Origin of the sequence: Lysinibacillus sp. FSL K6-4013, assembly GCF_038630435.1 — a bacterium.
GTDB classification, from domain to species: Bacteria; Bacillota; Bacilli; order Bacillales_A; family Planococcaceae; genus Lysinibacillus; species Lysinibacillus boronitolerans.
On sequence record NZ_CP152031.1, the window covers coordinates 4,392,422 to 4,414,219 of the forward strand.

At 36.7% G+C, this 21,798-nt stretch carries 19 protein-coding genes; 2 read left to right on the plus strand and 17 right to left on the minus strand.

Annotation, left to right across the window (positions count from 1 at the left end):
• Positions 1-3 precede the first annotated feature (3 nt).
• The 16 genes from MHB39_RS21805 to MHB39_RS21880 form a co-directional block, all read right to left on the minus strand.
• Positions 4-1,011 carry a zinc-binding alcohol dehydrogenase family protein gene (locus MHB39_RS21805; protein ID WP_016992806.1) on the minus strand — a complete coding sequence of 336 codons (1,008 nt, stop codon included), beginning with the start codon at positions 1,009-1,011 and terminating at the stop codon, positions 4-6.
• On the minus strand, positions 999-2,264 hold the full coding sequence (locus MHB39_RS21810; RefSeq protein WP_342545358.1) for a hypothetical protein: 1,266 nt from the start codon (positions 2,262-2,264) through the stop codon (positions 999-1,001). Before MHB39_RS21810 ends, MHB39_RS21805 begins: the two co-directional genes overlap by 13 nt.
• A 12-nt stretch (positions 2,265-2,276) precedes the next feature.
• A complete protein-coding gene (locus tag MHB39_RS21815) occupies positions 2,277-3,776 on the minus strand; it encodes an altronate dehydratase family protein (protein WP_342545359.1) in 1,500 nt (499 codons plus the stop codon).
• A gap of 21 nt (positions 3,777-3,797) precedes the next feature.
• Positions 3,798-5,063, minus strand: a complete 1,266-nt coding sequence (locus tag MHB39_RS21820) for an MFS transporter (RefSeq protein WP_052125406.1) — start codon at positions 5,061-5,063, stop codon at positions 3,798-3,800.
• Between the two features lie 36 nt (positions 5,064-5,099).
• The gene (locus MHB39_RS21825; protein ID WP_221681773.1) at positions 5,100-5,933 is read right to left on the minus strand and encodes an SDR family oxidoreductase; all 834 of its coding nucleotides are present in this window, start codon (positions 5,931-5,933) and stop codon (positions 5,100-5,102) included.
• A complete protein-coding gene (locus MHB39_RS21830) occupies positions 5,926-6,948 on the minus strand; it encodes a zinc-binding alcohol dehydrogenase family protein (protein ID WP_342545360.1) in 1,023 nt (340 codons plus the stop codon). Before MHB39_RS21830 ends, MHB39_RS21825 begins: the two co-directional genes overlap by 8 nt.
• Before the next feature lie 9 nt (positions 6,949-6,957).
• Positions 6,958-8,022 (minus strand): mannonate dehydratase, encoded by a 1,065-nt coding sequence (uxuA, locus tag MHB39_RS21835; protein WP_342545361.1) that lies wholly within the window; start codon positions 8,020-8,022, stop codon positions 6,958-6,960.
• 13 nt (positions 8,023-8,035) lie between these two features.
• On the minus strand, positions 8,036-8,656 hold the full coding sequence (locus tag MHB39_RS21840; RefSeq protein WP_066037922.1) for a bifunctional 2-keto-4-hydroxyglutarate aldolase/2-keto-3-deoxy-6-phosphogluconate aldolase: 621 nt from the start codon (positions 8,654-8,656) through the stop codon (positions 8,036-8,038).
• A 12-nt stretch (positions 8,657-8,668) separates the two neighbouring features.
• On the minus strand, positions 8,669-9,622 hold the full coding sequence (locus MHB39_RS21845; RefSeq protein WP_342545363.1) for a sugar kinase: 954 nt from the start codon (positions 9,620-9,622) through the stop codon (positions 8,669-8,671).
• Between the two features lie 184 nt (positions 9,623-9,806).
• On the minus strand, positions 9,807-11,165 hold the full coding sequence (locus MHB39_RS21850; protein ID WP_342546950.1) for a TraB/GumN family protein: 1,359 nt from the start codon (positions 11,163-11,165) through the stop codon (positions 9,807-9,809).
• Between the two features lie 212 nt (positions 11,166-11,377).
• A complete protein-coding gene (locus MHB39_RS21855; protein WP_026023318.1) occupies positions 11,378-12,070 on the minus strand; it encodes a stalk domain-containing protein in 693 nt (230 codons plus the stop codon).
• Positions 12,071-12,546: 476 nt separating this feature from the next.
• Entirely contained in the window at positions 12,547-13,029 is a 483-nt protein-coding gene (locus MHB39_RS21860) for a VOC family protein (protein WP_342545364.1), read from the minus strand.
• A 284-nt stretch (positions 13,030-13,313) separates the two neighbouring features.
• Positions 13,314-14,606, minus strand: a complete 1,293-nt coding sequence (locus tag MHB39_RS21865; RefSeq protein ID WP_016991563.1) for a CitMHS family transporter — start codon at positions 14,604-14,606, stop codon at positions 13,314-13,316.
• Between the two features lie 311 nt (positions 14,607-14,917).
• Complete coding sequence (locus MHB39_RS21870) at positions 14,918-15,874, minus strand: tripartite tricarboxylate transporter substrate-binding protein (protein ID WP_342545365.1); 957 nt, start codon at positions 15,872-15,874, stop codon at positions 14,918-14,920.
• A 39-nt stretch (positions 15,875-15,913) separates the two neighbouring features.
• Positions 15,914-16,591 carry a response regulator gene (locus MHB39_RS21875; protein WP_342545367.1) on the minus strand — a complete coding sequence of 226 codons (678 nt, stop codon included), beginning with the start codon at positions 16,589-16,591 and terminating at the stop codon, positions 15,914-15,916.
• 85 nt (positions 16,592-16,676) lie between these two features.
• The gene (locus MHB39_RS21880) at positions 16,677-18,269 is read right to left on the minus strand and encodes a sensor histidine kinase (protein WP_339281026.1); all 1,593 of its coding nucleotides are present in this window, start codon (positions 18,267-18,269) and stop codon (positions 16,677-16,679) included.
• 635 nt (positions 18,270-18,904) lie between these two features.
• On the opposite strand from MHB39_RS21880, the gene MHB39_RS21885 reads away from it, so the two are divergent.
• Complete coding sequence (locus MHB39_RS21885; RefSeq protein ID WP_342545369.1) at positions 18,905-19,159, plus strand: GlsB/YeaQ/YmgE family stress response membrane protein; 255 nt, start codon at positions 18,905-18,907, stop codon at positions 19,157-19,159.
• Positions 19,160-19,716: 557 nt separating this feature from the next.
• Positions 19,717-20,937, plus strand: coding sequence for a translocation protein TolB (locus tag MHB39_RS21890; protein ID WP_342545371.1), 1,221 nt, complete (start codon positions 19,717-19,719; stop codon positions 20,935-20,937).
• A 139-nt stretch (positions 20,938-21,076) separates the two neighbouring features.
• On the opposite strand, the gene MHB39_RS21895 is transcribed toward MHB39_RS21890, so the two are convergent.
• On the minus strand, positions 21,077-21,517 hold the full coding sequence (locus MHB39_RS21895; protein WP_258858931.1) for an NUDIX domain-containing protein: 441 nt from the start codon (positions 21,515-21,517) through the stop codon (positions 21,077-21,079).
• Positions 21,518-21,798 lie beyond the last annotated feature (281 nt).

Below are 21,798 nucleotides of genomic sequence, written 5' to 3' on the forward strand. Positions count from 1 at the left end.
CCATTATTTAACATAGATTTGTGCTTTATTTGTGTTGTATTGTTTTGCCTCAAAGTAAGAAATCACTTCATCGAATGCAATATTTTTCGTGACATAGCCTTTCTTTATAGCTCCTGACTGCATGTAGTTCATAACCGTCTCAAAATCTTCTGCCGTAGCATTACGACTGCTTTTCAATGTTAATTCCTTTGAATGAAATTCAGGATCATTAAATGTAATGGTTTTCTTCATTAAACCAATAAACACTAATGTGCCACTATTCTCTACGTACTGGAAAGAAGATTCCATTGATTGTTGATTGCCTGTTGCATCAAAGACAACTGTAGGTAGTTCACCATTAAATTTTTCATGTAACTGCGCCATTATGTCATGGCTGCCAACAATCACACCATCTGCTTCCGACCATGCCTGTCCTTCCTTTAAACGTTCTTCGTTCAAATCCATTAATACTGTTTTTGCGCCACGTAATTTAGCAAAACGTGCAGCTCCTAATCCAATGGGCCCTGCACCGATAACAAGTACCGTATCATTTTCTGTTAGTTCCGAACGACGTACTGCATGAGCACCAATAGCTAATGGTTCTGCAATGGCTAATTGGTCACCTGACACAGCATTATCAGTAATTACAATACTGTCCTCAACTACGATATATTCGCCCATACCTCCATCGATATGTACACCTAATACTTTCAAGGACTTACAGCAGTTCGTTTGACCTCGACGACATGCAACACACTCCCCACAATGGATGTATGGAATAACTGTTGCACGATCACCTACTTGAATGTCCGTAACTGCTTCACCGACTTCTTCCACGAAAGCAGCTAGTTCATGGCCTAATACTCGTGGATAACGAAAGAATGGCTGTTCACCTGCAAAAGCATGTGTGTCTGTTCCACATACGCCAATATGCGTGATTTTTAATAAAACATCATGACTTCCTTCAATACTCGGCTTGTCTACTTCACGTTCCACCATTTGAAACGGTTCATTAATGATCAATTGTCGCATGCTATTTCCTCCAATAAACTAGTAATTGTGGCTAATTGCTGAATAACCTCTGCTGCATCACACTGGAAATAATGTTCGATAAATTGTTGCATTGGCTCTGTCTGACCTTGTTCAAAATCGTTATGGATTTCAGTCAGTTTTTCAATAACTTGATCAGATTCACGAATGGAAAAGCGTGTTGGATTCATTGCATATATCCCTATTGCTAAAGCTTGATAGTATATTTCTGTTTCAGTGTATGGGGCAATACGTGTTTGCCACTTGGATAACTCATTTAATTGAATATCATAGAGCTGATGCTCAATAAAGGGGTTTAAAAAACGTTCAAAGACATCTTGCTGATAATGTTCATCCACTTGGAAGCGTTGGGTAAAATCGTTTGTTACTTTTTCAATAAAGGCTCGAACACCTGCATGAGAAAATGCCTCTCTTACAGTTGTATGGTTAAAAATCTTGCCGAATGCTGAAAGCAAAATATGACTACCATTTAAAATGGCGACTTTGCGTTTCCGATACATGTCTAAATCATCAAAGACAAAAGGTAAATCAAGACTTGTTGGCCAATGTTTAAATGGCTCTTTTTCATCAATTACAAATAAGAAATAGGGTTCACAAACTGTGTAAAGGGCGTCCTTCCCCTGATAATCTCGGGGATAACCTGTTACAATACGGTCGACTAGTGTATTACAAAAAGTTAACGTAGCAAGCCATTCATTAAATGCTGTAGGCAAATTCCAGTCTTTAGCGTGCTGTAGACAAATCGTTTTTAATGTAGAGCCATTCAGTTCTATTAATTCCAAAGGCACAATTGCCAATTGCTTTTCACCTTGAAAATGATTGTAATATTGTTCTAGAAAGACGGTTAGCCTTGCTGCATAGCTTGTTGGGCAAGCCGTGGGATAAGGAATATTTTCATAATAAATCCCTGCCTCTGTTGTATTAGACACAATCATTTCTAATGTTTCAGACTGCGCATATTGTAAAAATGTATGCCAGTTCTCACACGGGTGAATCGTATCTTGAATAATCTTAACAGTGGTTTCTTCTTCTACAACCTCACCGTTTTTTAGCCCACGTTCCATCACTTTGAACTGTAACTTTTGTTCTTCTAGCTGTTTGAGTGTTTTTCCTCTTGCTGTTGCTGCGACTGAAACGATACTGCAAGGGACTTGTAGTTTTTCAACTGCTAGATCAAAAAAGCCTCTGATAAAATTCCCATCACCTATTTGCATTATTTTAATAGGATGTTTCATATCATTTCTCTCCTACATCGTGACGCCATCTTTAAAAATGGCGATTTCTTTGAATCCATATTTCTCATTATTTGTTTGCACTTCACCTGAAGCTAGCGCTATTATATAATCCATAAATTCATCGACTAATACATCCATCGGCTTCCCTTCCACTAACTGCCCTGCGTTAAAGTCAATCCAATTTTTTTTACGTTCATAAAGTGGTGTATTTGTTGAAATTTTAACTGTAGGTGTAGGTCCCCCAAACGGTGTACCTCTACCTGTTGAGAAAAGAGCGATTTGGCAGCCTGTGGAGGCAAGTGCTGTTGTTGATACAAGATCATTTCCTGGACCGTTTAGTAAATGTAGCCCCTTTGTCGTCATACGTTCACCGTAATCAAGTACCTCTTTTACTTCTTGGAAGCCCCCTTTTTGAATACAGCCAAGTGATTTTTCTTCCAATGTTGTTATTCCACCCGCTTTGTTTCCTGGAGAGGGATTTTCATAGACAGGTTGATTATATTTAATAAAATACTGCTTAAAATTATTTACTAAATGTACAATATCCTCAAAAACAGAGGCATCTTTTGCACGTTCCATTAAAATCTGTTCAGCACCAAACATCTCTGGAACTTCCGTTAACACCGTTGCACCACCCGCTGAGATCAATTGGTCAGAAAATACGCCTATCATCGGATTAGCTGTAATGCCAGAGAAACCATCACTACCGCCACATTTCAAACCAATTTTCAATTCTGAAATAGGTAATGCTTGTCTTTCAAATGTCGCCACATAGTCAAAGGCTTTTTCAAGCAATAGTTGACCCTCTTCCATTTCATCTGCTGATTCTTGAACATTTAAAAAGGAAACGCGTTGTTCGTCATAATGACCGATTGTTTTCTTAAAGAGCTTAATATAATTGTTCTCACACCCTAGCCCTAATACAATAACTGCCCCTGCATTTGGGTGGTGAATTAAATTAGCTAAGATTTTTTGTGTATACGTTAAATCATCACCAAGTTGTGAGCAGCCATATGGATGAGGGAAATGCTGTACACCATCAAAATTGTCAGCCTTCAATAATTGATTGCCCAACTTCGCCAGATTTTCAGCTACTTTGTTAATACATCCAACCGTATTAATGATCCAAATTTCATTTCGAACACCAACCTGACCATCTTTTCTACGATAGCCTTTGAACATGCGCTGTGCGTGACGAGACTCCGCTACGGGATGTGTTTTTGGAATAAATTCATAGGTTAATTCACCCGATAAATTGGTTTTCATGTTATGTGAGTGAACCCAGCTACCTGCTGGGATTTCTTCTGTCGCATGACCAATTGGAAAACCATATTTCATGATATGTGCATCTTTAGAAAGAGTTGTGATGGCAATCTTATGCCCAGATAGTACCTGTTGCTGTAACGTTATTTCTTTTCCATCCAATGGAAGTAAAAAGCCTTGAGGAAGATCACTCAAGGCTATGGCAACATTGTCCATCGGATGAATTTTAATAACTGCTTGATTGTTCATTTGAATCCATCCTTTCTATTTCTAAGCTATTTCTTTATGAACTATTGGTGTAACAAATTTAATAACTGCTAATGAAGCGATAACCGCTAAGCCGCCTGCAAGTAGGAAAGCTGCGGAGAATGTTCCTGTTCTGTCTACTAGGAAACCTGTTAAAGTTGGCCCAATAATACCAGCTGTGTTTGCAAGGAAGTGCATAAAGCCACCAACAGATCCAACATACTTAGATTCCACCACATCATTAATGATTGCCCAGTAAATAGCTCCTGTTAAATATAAGAAGAAAACAGAGGTAGCAACAAGCGCAACAGCACTAACTGTTGTTGTTACAATGCCTGCGCAGCCAATCGATACAGCTGCTAAGAATAAACATGTAACTAGAACGACTTTACGAGAGAATAAAACTCCCTTACGCATAAAACGTTTATAAATGAAATCTGAGACAATTCCGCTCAATGCTAAACCTAGGAATCCTAAAATCCACGGAATAACCGTTACAATACTCATATCTTTTACAGCCATTCCACGAGCTTCTACTAGATAGCTTGGGAACCAAGTTAAGAAAAAGAATAGAATATAGTTATAGGCAAAGAACGAAAAGGCTGTAAACAATACTGTTGGCTGTTTTAAATAGTATGATAGACCACGACTATGATTGATATCTTCTGCTGCAATCTCTAAATTTGCCATTGGTTCTACACTGTCTTCTTTATTTGGCTTTTCTTTTACCACCTTAAACCATACAATTGCCCAAATAAACCCAAGAATCATAATCGCAATAAATGAATATTTCCAGCCATATGCTAATGCAATATAACCAACGATTGGACCTGCAATCGCACCACCTAGGGGTGTACCACTATTAGCTAGCCCTACTACAGAGGCACGTTTATCCGCCGGGAACCAGTTATTCACCATTTTATTTATGGTTGATGACAAGGGTCCTTCCGCCATACCAAATACAATACGAACAATAATCAACGAAGCGAACCCAACGACTAAAACCATTGCTCCACTAAATAAAGACCATACAATCATCGCTACAAATAGCGTTAACTTGGCACCAAATTTATCGGAAGCCATTCCACCTAAGAAGTTGAAAATGGCATACCCAACAGAGAAGCTACTAAAGATAATCCCTAATTGTGTTGACGTTAGATGAATATCTTCTTGAATAAATGGTGCTGCAATTGATAATGCTGAACGATCTAAATAGTTTATGACACCCGCTAAAAATAGCATGACAATAACAACCGTTTTGCCGTCTCCAAAAATACCTTGTTGTTTCATATCATTCACCCCTAAATTTGAAATAAATCCCCTTTGCTAAACGCCTGAATAAGCCATAAATCCACCATCAACAGGAATTGTTACGCCAGTGACAAATGCTGAGTATGTATCATCAGCTAAAAATAATAAAGTTCCTAATAAATCTTGTGGTTTTCCAAAACGCTTTTGTGGTGTAGCTGTAATGATTTTTTCTGAACGTGCAGTTAATGAACCATCTTCTGTTAGCAATAAATTACGGTTTTGTTCGGTAATAAAAAATCCAGGTGCAATGGCATTAACACGTAAACCTACTTCTGCAAAATGCACCGCCATCCATTGCGTAAAGTTATTAATCGCTGCCTTTGCCGCGCTATATGCAGGCACTTTTGTCATAGGGGCATAGGAGCTCATGGATGAAATATTAATAATCGTCCCCTTCGTTCTCAGCAATGCTTCACCAAAAACTTGGGCAGCCAAAAATGTTCCTGTAAAATTATTCGAGAATACGCTTTCAAAACCACTTGGTGTTAATTCAAAGAAATTTGGTGTAGTCGATTGTTCTTTATATACTTCATCAGCCGTAATGGCATCTGGATGATTGCCGCCCGCTCCATTAATCAGTACATCAATTTGACCATATTGCTGTAAAATTGCTTGTCTCGCTGCTATTAACGACTCTTTGTTTAAAACATCCACAGAAAAATTAATTGCTTCTCCGTCATTTTCTGTAATCGATCGGACGACTGCTTCTCCTTTTTGCGCTGTACGATTTAAAATAGCAACTCGCATACCTTGCCTAGCCAATTCCATTGCCATCTCTGAGCAAAGAACACCACTACCACCCGTTACAACAGCCACTTTATTTTGCAATGCTTCATGCACCTTACTCACCTACTTTTAAAATAACTTTACGTACTTCATTTTGGTTTTTTTCTATATATTCAAATGCTTCTTTTGCTTCATGTAATGAGAAAGTATGTGTAATTAAACCTTGATGCTGTAGCTTTCCAGCATCAACAAGCTTCACTACATTTTCAAATTGGAATGTTTGTAAACGTGAACCTTTTATCGATAATTCCTTTTTCGTAATTGGTAGTGGGGCAAGCTCAATGGCTTCCTCTCCAAAGCTAAGGACTACTACTCTCCCAGCAACTGAAACAGCATCGATAGATTGCTTAAATGTTAGTGGAATACAAACTGCATCAATAGATACATTGACACCTACTCCATCTGTCCATTGGTTAACAGCCTCTAATAAATCTTGCTCGTTTACATTAACAACTACATCTGCACCAAGTTCTTTTGCAAATGAGAGCTTTGCTGGATCCAGATCAGAAATCATCACGCGTGCATCTATTAATTTAGCCATCTTTAAAATACAAATGCCAATCGGTCCGGCCCCTTGAATCAATAGTGTCTCACCAGCCTGTAATTCACCACGATATACTGCCTGCGCGCCAATTGTATAAGGTTCAATTAAGACTGCCTCTTCTAAAGAAGTGTGGTCTGCTACTTTATGCAATTGCTTTTCAGCTACAACAAAACGCTCACGCATGCCTCCATCTTCATGAACACCAAAAACAGAAAGTTGTTCGCAGACATTTGGTTGTCCTTTACAGCAAGCATAGCACTCACCACAATAACGAATTGGTTCGACTACAACCTTGTCACCAGCTTTTAAACCTTGTACGTCTTGACCAACCTCTAACACTCGGCCAGCAACTTCATGCCCAGGTACACGAGGCAATGTCGCTACTGGATTCGAGCCATGATAAATATGCATGTCTGAGCCACAAATACCAACATATTCTGTTTGAACAAGGACATCTGTTGACTTTGTTATTACTGGTTCTGCTACGTCAATTAAAGCCATTTCAAAAGGTTTGATTACTTGTAGTGCTTTCATACACGTCACCTATTTCTTCAGATTTTCATAAGCATCCCAAAGTCCATTTAAATACATAATGCCAAGTGCTCGATCATATAAGCCGTAGCCTGGACGACATTGTTCTCCCCAAATATGACGACCATGATCTGGACGTACATAACCTTCATAGTTTTGGTCATTTAATGTACGTACAATATTTTTAATATCGATTGAACCATCCGATGTAAAATGTGATGTTTCAAAGAAACTACCATTTTCCACAATCTTGACATTGCGGATATGAGCAAACGGAGCACGATATGCATATTTTTCAGCGATGGCTACCATATCATTTTGTGGGTCTGCTCCCATTGAACCTGAGCAGAACGTAAAGCCATTTGCCATGGAATCAGAGATTTTAATTAATTTTTCATAGCTTTCTGCTCCTGTAATAATGCGAGGTAAGCCAAAGATTGAATACGGTGGATCATCTGGATGAATCGCCATTTGAATACCTACCTCTTCCGCAACTGGTAAAATAGCTTGTAAGAAGTAAGTTAAGTTATCCCAAAGTTTAACTTCATCTACTTCTTTGTACTGCTCAAATAATTCTGAAAGTCGAGCTAATCGTTCTGGTTCCCATCCTGGAAGGGTTAAATCCGAAGATGCGCTTACTTCATTCACCAGTTCTTGTGGATCTAAGTTCATGACCTTTTCCTTATCAAAATAGAGAGCCGTTGAGCCATCTTCTAATGGATGGAATAAATCTGTACGTGTCCAATCAAATACGGGCATGAAGTTATAGCAAATAACTTTGACACCCACTTCACCAAGGTTGCGAATAGATTGTTTATAGTTTTCTATATATTGATCACGTGTTGACAATCCTAATTTAATATCTTCATGGACATTGACACTTTCCACGACATCTGTATGGAATCCGAACGATTGAATATAGTCAACTTCATCTTGAATAGCCTCTTTAGTCCATACCTCTCCTGCTGGTAGGTGATGGAGTGCCCAAACAATACCTTTTACATTTGGTATTTGCTTCACATCTTCTAATTTCACTGTATCATTGCCACGACCATACCATCTAAATGTCATATTCATACGTCATTACCTCCTAGTTTGATAGATTTTCGATATATGCTTTGGCACGTTCCACTACACCTGCATAGCCATCTTTTACAAATGCTTTATTTAAATCACTTCCAATCCCAACTGCAACTGCGCCTGCTTCTAACCATTCATTCATATTAGCCAAACCAACACCACCTGTAGGCATAATTGTGATATGTGGTAGAGGCCCTTTAACGGCTTTAATAAAGTTTGGTTCAAATTGATTTCCCGGGAATAGTTTAATAATGTCACTTCCACCTTCAAGTGCTGTCACCATTTCTGTAATGGTCATACAGCCTGGTAAATATGGAATGCTATAGCGATTGCAAAGCCTTGCAATTGCAGCGTTGTAGCTTGGACTAACAACAAATTTAGCACCGTTTAAAATCGCGTGGCGTGCAGTTTCAACATCCAATACTGTGCCAGCTCCAATTATTGCATCGCTATTGCGTAATGCTTTAAAAGTTTCTTCAACAAAAGGCGTTGTATACGTTATTTCAATTGCTCGAATACCACCTGAGATAGCACCTTTTGAAATTTCCGTCGCTTCTTCAGGTGAATTCCCACGAATAACAGCTACAATTTTCGCATCTGACAACGCTTTCAAAATTTCGATTTTTTGCATTCCTGACAACTCCTAACGCTCAATTAGTTTTTCATCACCAATAAATTGCCTTAATTCTTGCAGGGATGGAAGCCCTTCATTATCTCCTTTAATTGTTGCTACCAATGCACCTGCACCATTAGCTAAACGGAGGCGTTCTACGATATCATCACCATTTAAATAGCTATAGACATAGGCAGCATCAAATGCATCCCCTGCTCCAACTGTATCAATGGCACGAATGGAAAATGCTTCTCGATCATACTGTTCAGTGGCTGTATAAACCGTGGCGCCTTGTTCACCTTTTTTCACAATAATTTCATCTATTTTATAACTCTCTTGAACGTCTTTAATTGTACGCCCTTCAAATAAAAGCTCAAATTCATCCTGTCCTGTTAACAGAAGATTGATAGATGGATACACTTTTTCGTATACCGCTCGGGCATCTTCTATAGTCCATAGTTTTAAACGTAAATTTGGATCAAAAGATATTGGAATATTTTTCGCCTGTGCTAAAGTAATTAATTTCAATGCAACTTCAATGTTATGTTCACATACCGCTAAATACACGCCGCTAATATGTAATAGGTCCACATCATCCAGTACTGACTCATCTATACGATCTTCTGTCAGCTCAAGTAAAGGTGATGGGTTGCGGTAGTAAAACGATTTACCTGCACCGTCTTCCCGTATTTCCTTGAAGTAGATAGACGTTGGAATATGTGGTGTTCGTAAAACATGTGACACATCGATTCCTTCACCACGCGCAAAGTTATAAATTAACTTGCCAAATTCATCGTCTCCAATACAACTAATCCATTTTGCTTCCATATCTAAACGTGTAACACCTATCGCAAAATTTAATTCTGCACCACCAACAGCTCGCTCAAAGGAAGGAACGAAACGTAGAGGACCTGTCTTAGATGGATTAAAAACGACCATTGCATCCCCAATCGTTGCAATTCGTTTATTTCTCAATATTTTCATCCCCTTCACAAGTAAAACGTTTTAGTAAAACGTTTTACTAATACTAACACGATTTTTTTTTCGTTGCAACAATAATCCGATTATTTAGATTGTTAGAGTCAAATGATCATTATTGTCTTACATGCATAAAAAAACCTCGTAAAAGACAGAAAATAATCTATCCTTTTACGAGGGGAAATCGATTTTATTGATAAAACGGCTTTACCTTGTAGCCGTTTTTCTCCAAATGATAGCGAATATTTTTATCGATTAGGAAGTGACCTGAACCAACAACAACAAAGTACTTACCTTCTTTTTCTTCCAGTACATTCATGATTTTCTTTGCCATCTGTTCATCGCGTAGACCAAATAGCATTTCATTAAATTCAGAGGATGTACCTTCCATTGCTTGGAAGCTTTTTGCAAACTCTTCAACATTTCCTTGCTTCCAGCTTGTAAACCACTCTTGAAGAACTTCAGATTGATTTTCTTCAGATGGATTAATGATACTATCCAGTACAGCGACTAATGACTGCTCCTGTGCCTCTGGTGATAATCCTTCAAACATATCAACCTGTGCTCTTGTACCTTCTAATTCAATTACTGGCTTTTGCTGCAACTGTGCGTTTAATAAAAAGTAGATATCAATACCGTGCATTGCCATCTCTTGTGGAGTCATACCAAAGGAATCGTCCATAGCTAACATCGATAGTGCGCTAGAAAGCATCCACGGCTTTTGCACTGTTAGCTGCTCCATTGGAAGACCATAAAGCTTTGCCACTTGTTCAAGCTTTGCATATGTTTCTGGTGCAACAGCATCTTTCAATGTTGAGCCATCTGTATACATTGCTTTTTCTGAATAGTATTCCAGTGCTTCTGTATCTAAAATGTTTGCTTCTACTAACAGTGCATCAGATTCATCAAACGCATTTACTAATTTTTTATCGAATGGATATAAGTCTGGTGTCCCTAAATGAATCGAACCTAATAAGTAGATAAGTGTATCCTCATCCTCTACTACCCAGGCTACCCCTTTAGATCCTTGCTCTGCAAGTGCATATGTACTCTGAATGAAACGAACAGCTAGTAAAACAGCCTGTTGAGTCGTTGCCTTTTTCTCTAACTGAAGTCCATTGGGAGAGCCTTGTAATATATTTTGCTCTTTCATAAATTGAACAGCATCTGTACCAACAGGTAAATCATAACGCGCCACAATATTATACAAGCGCTTTACAATATCCCCACGTGTGTTATCATTTTTCACACTTACTGGTTTGTATTGTTTATTTTCAGCTAGGCCTAGAGAGGCAACTTTCTTTTCCGTTAAAGCTAGTAGTTCATTTACTTTATCCACTGAAATTTCTTGAAGGAAGCCATCAAAATACCATTCAGTTGAGTAAATCCCGTATTTTTCGCCCTCATTTAAAGTTTCTATCGCCCATTCACTTATCGACGGTACTAGGGGTGGTGTTTGCTCTTCTGCATGAATAACAGGGACAACTGTCGTCAGCATTAATGAGGCACCAAGCAATGCTGCACTCGTTCGTTTCATCATCTTTTTCATCAAATTCTTTTCTCTCCCTTTTCCTTTTTTATGTATCAGTATCGTATGGAATTATACCATATACCATCCAACTATTTTATACTTAAAGGTGAAAATATTGCCAAATATGTATTGGCAATTATCTATTTTGAAATAGTGGTAAAGAGACCAAAATTAATAAGACGATGACAAATTATTATGTCATCGTCTTTTTGCTTAATAGTATAGAAGGTTTATTGAATAAATTTAGGATCTAATATACCTAAACCACTGCCTTCAAGTTCAAACTTCACTTTTGAAGCACCCTCTAAATTAACATGAACCTTTACCTTGTCTTTGATTGCTCCACTATCATAAGCCAATTTACCATCTGCGTAAATTTTCAGGAAACCTATTCCGGAAGAATTAGCTGCTAACTTTTTAATTGGTGCCAGATAGGTTTCGAATCCCTTGTAATTTCCATTGGCTAAGTATTCCACTGTATGGTCTTGAACTGCGCCTCCTCCATGATAACCACCAAGTTGATAGGATCGCTCAAACTTCTCACCTGTACTAATAGTGACAGAGCTTGGATTGTGGAAGAAGTGGTCTTCCTCACTCCCAATAGGTTTTACATCTTTTAAAGCGGTGAATTTGGGAACATCACCAATATAAACAGACTTTGTTTTCCCATCCCATGTTACTTTTTCACCTAAAGATTCAGCGATAAAACGCATTGGGACATATATTGTGCCTTGATAATTAAATCCAGATTGACCTTCTGACGGCACTTTTTCAACCTTATCTACATAGTAATTAATCGGATCCTGAAACACGCTGATCTTTTTCATGTCACTTGCTGCTTCCGTTGTTGAAAAGTAGGTAAAAGTCATACCTCCTAATATAAAAAACCCTAAGTAACTAGTTATTATAAATAGCTTCTTCACGACATCACTCCTCAAAATAAACATAGATTTATGTAATTATACCAGAAATTTCTTACAGACTTTAATGATTTTATACTAGAATATTTTTAAGGGAAACTGTTAGCTAGTTCTGAATCATTTACAGAATTATAGTTTTAGCTGTTAAAAAACAATTCTCCTTTAATAATGAAATGATGAAAGCCTTTTTTCTATTTTTCAGGAATTTTTTTATACTCTTTAACCCTCTTCCCTTTCTACTTGTATGCCGCAAGAGGAGATATGAACCTAACTCCAATTGCGGCTATATATGGTTTACATGCTAATGTTTCATTAAGGAATATCGTTGGAAACATCCTATTTTTTATGCCCTTAGGTTTCGGTATTTTATCAACTTAGACCCTCAGGGTAGAAAATAGTGATATTTAAGTATAAGCTCCTATAGGGGCAAAAAAGAAACCCCCTTTTAGTGGTTTCTTTTCAACAAAGTTGCTGATTAGCTATTTGATTTCTTCAGCGAGCTCTAAAATAATTCCTTCTGGCCCACGCACGTAGCATAATTTATAGGCGTTTTCGTAGCTATAAATGTCACTAATAAGTTCTACGCCCTTCTTTGTCAAATTGTTAACGAGGGCTTCAATATCTTCAACATTGAAGGCAATATGTTGGAGACCCTTAGTATTTGTTAAAGGATGCTGGATGCTTATTGGATTTGATGGCGCGTTAAATTTTACTAGTTCAATATTCGCCTCGCCGTCTGGTGTTCGCAACATTACTATTTCTAGATTTGCGTCACTATCTGACGTTTTTGCAACGTCCTCTTTAATACCTTGAAGCCCTAATACCCGCTCCATCCTCTTCACCCATTCACCTTCCACTTTTCCTTCCCCTAGCACCTCAAGACCAAAGTCAAGAAAAAATGCTTTCACTGCAGGAAGATCATTGACGATTATCCCCACATGATCAATCTTACGGATTTTCATATTTCATACCACCTTTCTCCTATTTTAATAATTTCTTTTTAATTGCAGAATAGAGCACTAATAATCCTAAGTCTCAATATTTTTATCGTATATGATGATCGTCCTTTTTACGAATAAAAACATTTTAAAGCGCCTATCTGAAACATCCTTCTAAATAATTTCCAGTTTATGTAGTTATTCGAATATGAAAATAAAAAAGAAGCCCATTAAAATAAGGCTTCTCTTACACTTATAAATAAATGATTTTCACTAGGTAATCTTTTTCGCCCCATGAGCCGTGGCATTTATAGGGGGAAGATCCCCAATACTACACAGACAATAATCATGACAATTGTAGAACCGAATGCCCACTTTAAGAAGATACGTTGTAGTGTCCCGAAATCCTCTCCTACCATACCTACTAATAAATAAGTAGAGGGAACAAGCGGACTTAGAAGGTGTACTGGCATACCTAAAAGAGAAGCTCTACCGATTAAGGCTGGATCAATGCCATATACTGCTCCTGCCTTTGCAAGTAACGGCAGTACGCCATAGTAAAAGGCATCATTAGACATAAAGAATGTAAAAGGTGCGCTGAGAATGGCTGTAACAACAGCAAAATGAGAACCCATTGCATCTGGAATATAATGAATCACTGAGTTTGCCATCGCATCTACCATTGATGTACCTGAAAGAATGCCTGTAAATATCCCAGCTGCAAAAACCATAGAAACAACAGATAATGCATTGTCAGCATAATTCGCAACACGTTCCTTCTGATCTTTCAATTTTGGATAGTTTACAGTAATCGCAATCGCAAAACCAAGCATGAATAATGCAACAGGTGGTAATAACTCCATAATTAACGCTACTAAAAGAACAATTGTCAGAGTATAGTTAAAGATAATCAGTTTTGGACGTTTCAAATAGTCATCTTCAGCTGTAGCAGCAGGCTGAGCTGCCGCTTCATAATCATATTCTATAATACCAATCCGCTTTTTTTCCTGTCTTCCAAGGGTAAATGCCATAAACAGAACAAAGATAGCCCCGCCAATCATCGCTGGAATCACTGGTGTAAAAACCTCAGACATTTCCAGATTCAGGGCTGTCATAACTCTTGCTGTTGGTCCTCCCCAAGGTAGAAGGTTCATCACACCTGAAGCTGAAACGGCAATACCAGCTAATACAATTGGTCGCATGCCAATTCTTTTATAAAGCGGTAGAAAGGCAGAAATAGTAATCATGTATGTTGTCGTACCATCACCATCTAAAGAAATAAAAAGGGCTAATACGGCTGTTCCGATAGCAATTTTTACAGGATCCCCTTTTACTAGTCTAAGAATCGTTTTAATGATTGGATCAAATACGCCAGCATCGATCAAAATACCAAAGAAAAGAATTGCAAATAAAATCATAATCCCTGTCGGAGCGACACTTTTAATCCCATCCAACATCATAGGTCCCATTTCACTTCCGAATCCACCAATAATTGCGAACGTAATTGGAACTACAATTAATGCAATCATTGCTGTAAGACGGCCAGTCATAATCAAAATCATAAAGACTATTATCATTAAAAAACCTAAAATTGCTAGCATAATACTCCCCCTAAATGCTTTGTGAAATTATTTATTAATTTGTTAAATAACTAATTTTCCGAATATTACACCTTATAATAAAATAACATCGGCCAAATGTAATCGTTTACAAATTAATGTTTATTAATTTCTTTATAGCTACTTCGTACATTTTGTTCACGGAAAGCATTGTATGTTTTTGCTAAACAAAAAAAGAGGCTAACCTTGGACTATGTATTCTCTCCACCATCGGATGAGACGGTAGAAAGGAAAACACATAGTTCTCAATAGTCAACCTAATAAAAAAATTGTACATAATAAGAGTATTTTACTTAGTAAATCTCCAATAATTTCTCATATTTCTTATTTTCCTCATCAAGAAATCTAGATGTATCTCTACTGTTCATATAAAAATCTTCCCACATATACGTCTGCAAAATTTGTTTCCACTCTTTGGTTTTGACCATTTTTGCAAATGTCATATCCCAAAATTCGATTTCCTTTTTTGACATATTAGGTGGTCCCATAATACCGCGCCAGTGTTTAAAAACTACATCTATTCCCTCTTCCGTCCATGTAGGAATTTCGGGGAGCTCCTTTAAACGTTTCTCCGAGGAAATGACAAGCAATTGTACTTGATTCAAATCATAATATTTTTTAGCCTCGGATAAAGTCATCGTTGCCACATCAATTTGCTTTTTTAATAATGCATCAACTACTTGACCACTATTCTCATAAACAAAAAAATTTAGTTTTTCAGGTTGCACTCCTGCCTGTTTACTCGCTAATACAAAAGAAATTTGATCATCATTGCCTAATCTCGGGGAAACTCCTATTTTATATGCTTGAGGTGTTTCTTTGAGCTTTTCCATTAAAGCTTTTGCACTTTTTATTTCTGAATCCTTGGAGACAATTACGACACTCCATTCTGTAGCCAAAGTGGCAATTGGTGTAAAATCTTTGTAGGTTAACTTACTTTGCCCCAACAAATGATTAGTAATGAGTAGGCTTGAATTCATTGCTAGCACATGTTTTTTTTGTTGTTTAGTATATTTCCATCCTAGCTCTCCACCAGCACCAATTTTATTCAGTACATGAATATCCTCATCAATCAAATTGTTACTCAGTAAAATGTCCTGTATGGCTCTTGCTGTTTTGTCCCAACCTCCACCAATCGAGCTTGGGGCAATGATTGTTACTGTATCTGTTATCGCTTCATGCCCCTCATCTTGTGAACAACCAAAGCAAAGCATAACAACAAGCCCGAAAATAAACATTATTTTTCTCATTGTTCATCCCTTGTCCTAATTTTTGAGTTAACCTTGTTGTTATTCTTTATAGTAATATTTCCTCTCAGGTCTTCCAACAACTCCATATTCATGTTTTGCCGTACAGACATCAATTGAAACAAGAAACTCTAAATACCTTCTCGCAGTTGTTCGAGATGCACCGATTTGTTCACCCATCTCCTCGATGGAAATACCACCTTTTAGTTCTTTCATTACCTCTTTCACTTTTTCTAAAGTATGACGATCAACACCTGAAGGTAAGTCTTTTTGAGCTGAGGACAATTGATTAGCAACGCCAAAGTATCGATCAATCAATGTTTGGTCGACCTCATCACGATAGCTTAGAAGTTTTTTCTTTTTTTTATATTCTTCCACCGCTTCAACAAATTTCTCCATTGTTACTGGCTTCAACAAATAGTTACTCACACCATATCTGACTGCTGTCTCAAGCATCGTTTTTTCTGTTGCAGCAGTCACTATAATAATATCAATTGTTGGATAATGATCCCGTATCTTTGCTAACAAATTTGTTCCAAGATCATCGGGCATATAGATATCCAAAAAAAGCAAGTCAACTTCATATTTCTCTAGTATGTCCATCGTTTCCTTTGCATTCAATGCCTTCTGAACGGCCTTTACATCTGGTACCTTATGCAAAAACTGTTCTTGCACTTGTGCAATACGAAAATCATCTTCCGCAATGACAACCTTAATCATTTTTTCCCTCTCCTTCTTTTATCTCCCTATGCTGATATTTAGACATCCGATTTAGATAGGAGTCCCCCATCTCACTGAGTAAATTTCATTTTTTCGGTAGGAATACCGTAAAAATGGCCCCACCATTTTTGTCATTTTTCACTTCTACTGTTCCACCTAAAGATTCTACAATTTGTTTAACATTAAATAATCCATACCCTCTATTTTTTCCTTTTGATGAACTACGTAAATCAAATATAAAATCTAACATATCTTCAGCAATTCCCTTTCCGTTATCTGCTACTTCTATAATGATATCATTCCCAATTCCTGTAATTGAGAAAGATACCCTTCTCTCTTTTCGATCGGCTACAGCATCAAATGCATTATCAATAAGATTTCCAATGATTGTGATGATATCCGTGATTTCTATGTGACTTGGTAAGACATCTACATAACTATCAGGATCAATTTCAAAGGCAATTTTCTTTTCTGATGCATTGCCCAGTTTCCCTAATAAGATCGCTTGAACATTTATATCTTGAATTTGATTAAATAGGATTCGGTTTTGGTGCTGGTGATTAGCTGATTCCTTTTGTATAAATTCAAAGGCATCCTGATATCTCTCTAATTGGATTAATCCTGACAATAAGTAAAGTTTATTAGAGTACTCATGCGTTTGCGCACGGAGTCCCTCAGAATATTCACGAACCTCTGTGATCGTATCAATAAGCTTTTTAAGCTCTGTTTTATCACGAAAACTAGAAACCACACCCATAATCTTTTCATTTTCGATAATGGGAATAAAATTAAATATATATACTTTATCATTAATTAATATCTCTACATTATGAATGGGCTTACCTTTCTGTAATACACCATCGATAGTAATTGCTGGTAAGACAAATTGGATATGTTGACCAATCAAGGATTCATCCTTGAGGTTCAACATCGACCTAGCAGAATGATTGATTAATGTTAAGAAACCATTTTGATCGATTGCAATGATTCCTTCCATAACGGATAACAGAATGGCACTTCTTTCTCTATATAGTGAGGAGATTTCATGCGGTTCCAACCCCATAGTATCTTTTCTAATACTTTTGGTTAAAAAAACACCACCAATGATTCCTAAAATTAAAACAATCAGAGATGCGATGAGAATGGACTTAATTCGTTTATAGATATTTTGAAAAATCTCTTTTTCTGCGTATTCAACCGCTACGGTTCCAATTACACGAGTATATTCTCCATTGTCTGCTATGATAGGAACCTTCCCGATTAAAACAGAACCACTCTCTCGTTCTAATTCAAAATTATTAGAACCTCCAAATATTAACCCATAATTATTTGTATGATCAAAACTCTTCTGACCAACTTGACTTGGGCTTCTGTGCGAATAAATAATCTTCTCTCGATCTTCAATAATAATATTTTCTGCATTTACCTGATCTATTACTTGATCAGCAATTGGACGAAAACGTAGGTCTAAATCACTTTTCCCAATGGATTCTTTAAGTTCTGGCATAAGAGAGATTGTCATAGCGGATTGCAATGCCAATTGTTTAACTTGAGTCCTTGCATCGACATATTGTAAATAAGCAAATATACTGGCAAGAAGAAAAACAATAAAAAGAATTAACGTGCTAATCAATCCTAATATTTTTGTTTGTAATGGTATCTTTTTTTTGTTCAATATACTTAACCTTCACCCTTTTCACCTAGTATAATTCATATAACCTTTATCCTACTTTTATTAAGAATATACCAATATGCTTATCTAAAAAGTTAAATTCTTTGTTGCCGTATTTAAGAAAATATAACAGACGTAGCTCATGGTAATTTGACTTTCATGATTGTTTTAACTAAAAAAATCAAAAGAACTTACTAAAATATCAGAGGAAAACCTCCAGCTTAATTTCTTGATTATACTATAACTCAAAGGAATTTTTGAATTCATAAAAATCTTCCACCAAAATCGGTGGAAGGTTTATATAAATCAATAATAAAATCTTATAAACACATTCGGAAAGTCCTGTTGTTCATGCTCATCAAAGAAACGCTTATACGCTAAGTCTCCATTTTTTAATTCTTAGTCAAAATAAACTTGTGTCTCTTAGCTATACATTTTCTTCAGGATGAAAATAGAATAAACATGAATTTATTAATACCATTAAAATAAAGATGCTCCTCTTCTTACAGAAATGCGCCAATGTCTGTTATCTCCTTTGAAACTTCCACTAATTTTTTTCTCCTTATAGTTTGAAAGAGTTTAATAAAGGATATAAAACACTATAACAAAATTTTTAAAATACAAAATAGGAGATGGATAGTATGAGTTTCATTTGGTTTTTAATGATTGGCGGGCTTATCGGTTGGCTTGCAGGTATAATTTTGGGTAAAGATATTCCAGGCGGAATTATTGGTAATATTATTGCAGGTATTATTGGTGCATGGATTGGTGGTATGCTTCTTGGAAGTTGGGGTCCTAAAATTTCTGATTTCTATATCTTCCCTGCCCTCATTGGAGCAATTATACTAGTTTTCATTTTGAGTTTAATTCTGAAATCATTGCGTAATGCTTCGTAAGCTAAATAGATCTCTTAATTTATTTCTATACAATTAAGTGAATCAGATGTAACCAATAATAAATGGTGACTTGCTTATAACAAAAAGGCGGCCTTCCACACTATATCTGTGGAGGACCGCTTTTACTTTGTTCGTCATTAACTTAACAATCCTCCTCTCCGTGAATGCAAGAAGAACAGAACAGCTTATACAACAATAGCGCCTGCAAAATGGTGAAAAGATTGCTGTAATTAAAAATTTAGATAGCACAATTACAAATTTAACGAAACGTATCCACATTGAAGCAATCAATGATGAAATCGCTTCTCTAAAGGCTATAATGTATCAAACGTTTGTACGTAAATAACATTTGATAGCAATGACAGAATTGATTCTACAAGAATTTGTAGTTTTATCCTGTCTTTATTTTTGGCTGTTTTCTTAAATATTGTTGCTATTCAAAACGTAGCAGGTAATGAAGATGGTAGCAGCAAAAGGCAACAATCCAGCATTTGTTATGCTTGATGGACGAATTTATTCCCTTCAAAAGAACATCCTATGATAAAGAGGTGGGATTAATGGCAATTAGGGTTTTATTATTAATACTATTTATTAGTTTTAGTTTTTCAATAGGTGCTTCTGCTGAAGGTCCACTTAAAGCTGCTTTCATACGAGACCACCAGCTTTGGATAAAAGAGGGTGATAAGGAACTACAACTTACGACAGGTCAGTACGTATCCTCTCCAAAGTGGTCAAAAGACGGTCAATTTATTGCCTATTTAGCAGGTAAGGAGGAGGGTGGAAAAACGAATTTATATATTTATGATGTAAAGAAAAAGGAAAGTTATAAGCCGTATCCTATAATTGAAGCAAATGAAATCAAATGGTCGCCAACATCCAATCAACTAGCTTACAATTCGGGAGGTATCCTAAACGTTACAAAAACCAAAAATGGGCGACCACAAGGTTTTGAAAATGTATCTCTAGGTGTTAGTGATTTTGAATGGTTCCCCGATGGAAAAGCATTTATCGTTTCATCTCAATCTAATTTACTTCCTACTGGCTGGGAACCTGTTCGACTTTTTAAAGTGCCAGTAGATGCCAATCTTGATACGAATAAAATAAAGCCCTTTTACACCATTCAAACAAATACAACGGATTTATTCGCCATCGATGCTGATTATTTAACGTTTAGTCCTGATGGGAGCTGGATTAGTTTTCTATTAACACCCACAGCGTCTTGGTCAAATGATAGCAATACATTATCAGTACTTTCATCAGTAGGGGATCAATTTCAAGTGATAGGGAAAATGCTTGGGTATGAAAATTGGATAAAGTGGGCTCCATCAAAAAATCAACTAGCCTTCATATCGGGTGAAGGAAGATTTTTTGTTGAAAACAAAGATACAACCGTTACCGAGATTCCTACAGCGAATAAACAAAAGGGCTATACACCCAAAGGATATGTAGATCTAGATTTGGAATGGCTTTCTCTAGATGAAATAATTGTTGCTCGAGCAAAAGAAAACAAAGCGTGGAAATTGGGACCGGTTCCAACTATGTTTACAGCGCTATATGTAATTAATCTTGAATCAGGAGAACAAAGGCAGATTACATTTCCAAAGAACAATAAAATAGATAATACTCCTCAAGTAGTTGGTTCAACGATTACTTGGTATCGAACATCTAAAAAAGAAAACCAAGGAGATGTTTGGATTAAAGATAGAGTAGATGGTCTAGAATATCGGTGGTTAAAAAATGTAGACACTGCACCAACTTTTTTTATAGCAAGTAACTGAAAAATCCGCACAAAAACTTATGCCATATAAGCATGAAACCCTTTTTTAAATTAGAAATGTTATTCAATTAAATGGCCCTTTAATGAAAAAGAGAGCTTATCCTTCTTGCAGAATCACGCCCTATTCGGAAAATGTATAACTAATATTTCACCTGCAGATTATCTTGTAGTATTTTCTCTGCAAGTTTAATGTTTTCTTTTAGAAATAAAGGTAGTTCCGTATGTGCAAGAACCTCTGATGTAGTCATCCAAATAACATCATCCACTTCTTCAGTACTTTTAGCGTAAGGTTCTCCAGATTTATGATGACATAGGAAAACTATATCGATTACATTTATCCCTGATTCTGTCACGAAGGAGGAGCTATTTACATATTTAATGTCTGTAATTTCGCTACCTACTTCTTCAAAAACTTCTCGTTTTAATGTTCTTTCCAGAATATGAGACGAATCGCCTTCAATTTCACACTTTCCTCCTACTAATGAGAGACCTCCACCAGCATGCTCCTCCTTTTCACTTCTGCGGATTAAAAGCCATTTCTCATTGCGACGAATTGCCCCTTCTACATTTACTACAAACATAAAATACCCCCTAAAATTTATATTTTATCCATAAACACTTGGCCTATTTCATTTCGTAGATGCATTTTTTTCTGCAGAAATGCGCCCGGTTATAGAACCTTCAAACAATATCCCATTGATCATATCACATTCCAATTATTACCACCATGACTCCAGCACTTTAATTTGAACTCTAACTTTTTCGATTATTTACAATCTCCACAAATCTTATTCCTTAGCCAGTTTTTTCTGGTTGACCTTTATCTTTTGGGTCTTATTATAACGGTAGTCGGGGTAGAACG

Coding starts and splice junctions, on each gene's coding strand:
- MHB39_RS21815 (WP_342545359.1), bottom strand. CDS start 3,776: ATGAACAATCAAGCAGTTATTAAAATTCATCCGATGGACAATGTTGCC.
- MHB39_RS21895 (WP_258858931.1), bottom strand. CDS start 21,517: ATGTTTGTAGTAAATGTAGAAGGGGCAATTCGTCGCAATGAGAAATGG.
- MHB39_RS21810 (WP_342545358.1), bottom strand. CDS start 2,264: ATGAAACATCCTATTAAAATAATGCAAATAGGTGATGGGAATTTTATC.
- uxuA (WP_342545361.1), bottom strand. CDS start 8,022: ATGAATATGACATTTAGATGGTATGGTCGTGGCAATGATACAGTGAAA.
- MHB39_RS21820 (WP_052125406.1), bottom strand. CDS start 5,063: ATGAAACAACAAGGTATTTTTGGAGACGGCAAAACGGTTGTTATTGTC.
- MHB39_RS21850 (WP_342546950.1), bottom strand. CDS start 11,165: ATGAAAAAGATGATGAAACGAACGAGTGCAGCATTGCTTGGTGCCTCA.
- MHB39_RS21865 (WP_016991563.1), bottom strand. CDS start 14,606: ATGCTAGCAATTTTAGGTTTTTTAATGATAATAGTCTTTATGATTTTG.
- MHB39_RS21860 (WP_342545364.1), bottom strand. CDS start 13,029: ATGAAAATCCGTAAGATTGATCATGTGGGGATAATCGTCAATGATCTT.
- MHB39_RS21875 (WP_342545367.1), bottom strand. CDS start 16,591: ATGATTAAGGTTGTCATTGCGGAAGATGATTTTCGTATTGCACAAGTG.
- MHB39_RS21870 (WP_342545365.1), bottom strand. CDS start 15,874: ATGAGAAAAATAATGTTTATTTTCGGGCTTGTTGTTATGCTTTGCTTT.
- MHB39_RS21885 (WP_342545369.1), top strand. CDS start 18,905: ATGAGTTTCATTTGGTTTTTAATGATTGGCGGGCTTATCGGTTGGCTT.
- MHB39_RS21890 (WP_342545371.1), top strand. CDS start 19,717: ATGGCAATTAGGGTTTTATTATTAATACTATTTATTAGTTTTAGTTTT.
- MHB39_RS21830 (WP_342545360.1), bottom strand. CDS start 6,948: ATGAAAGCACTACAAGTAATCAAACCTTTTGAAATGGCTTTAATTGAC.
- MHB39_RS21805 (WP_016992806.1), bottom strand. CDS start 1,011: ATGCGACAATTGATCATTAATGAACCGTTTCAAATGGTGGAACGTGAA.
- MHB39_RS21845 (WP_342545363.1), bottom strand. CDS start 9,622: ATGAAAATATTGAGAAATAAACGAATTGCAACGATTGGGGATGCAATG.
- MHB39_RS21840 (WP_066037922.1), bottom strand. CDS start 8,656: ATGCAAAAAATCGAAATTTTGAAAGCGTTGTCAGATGCGAAAATTGTA.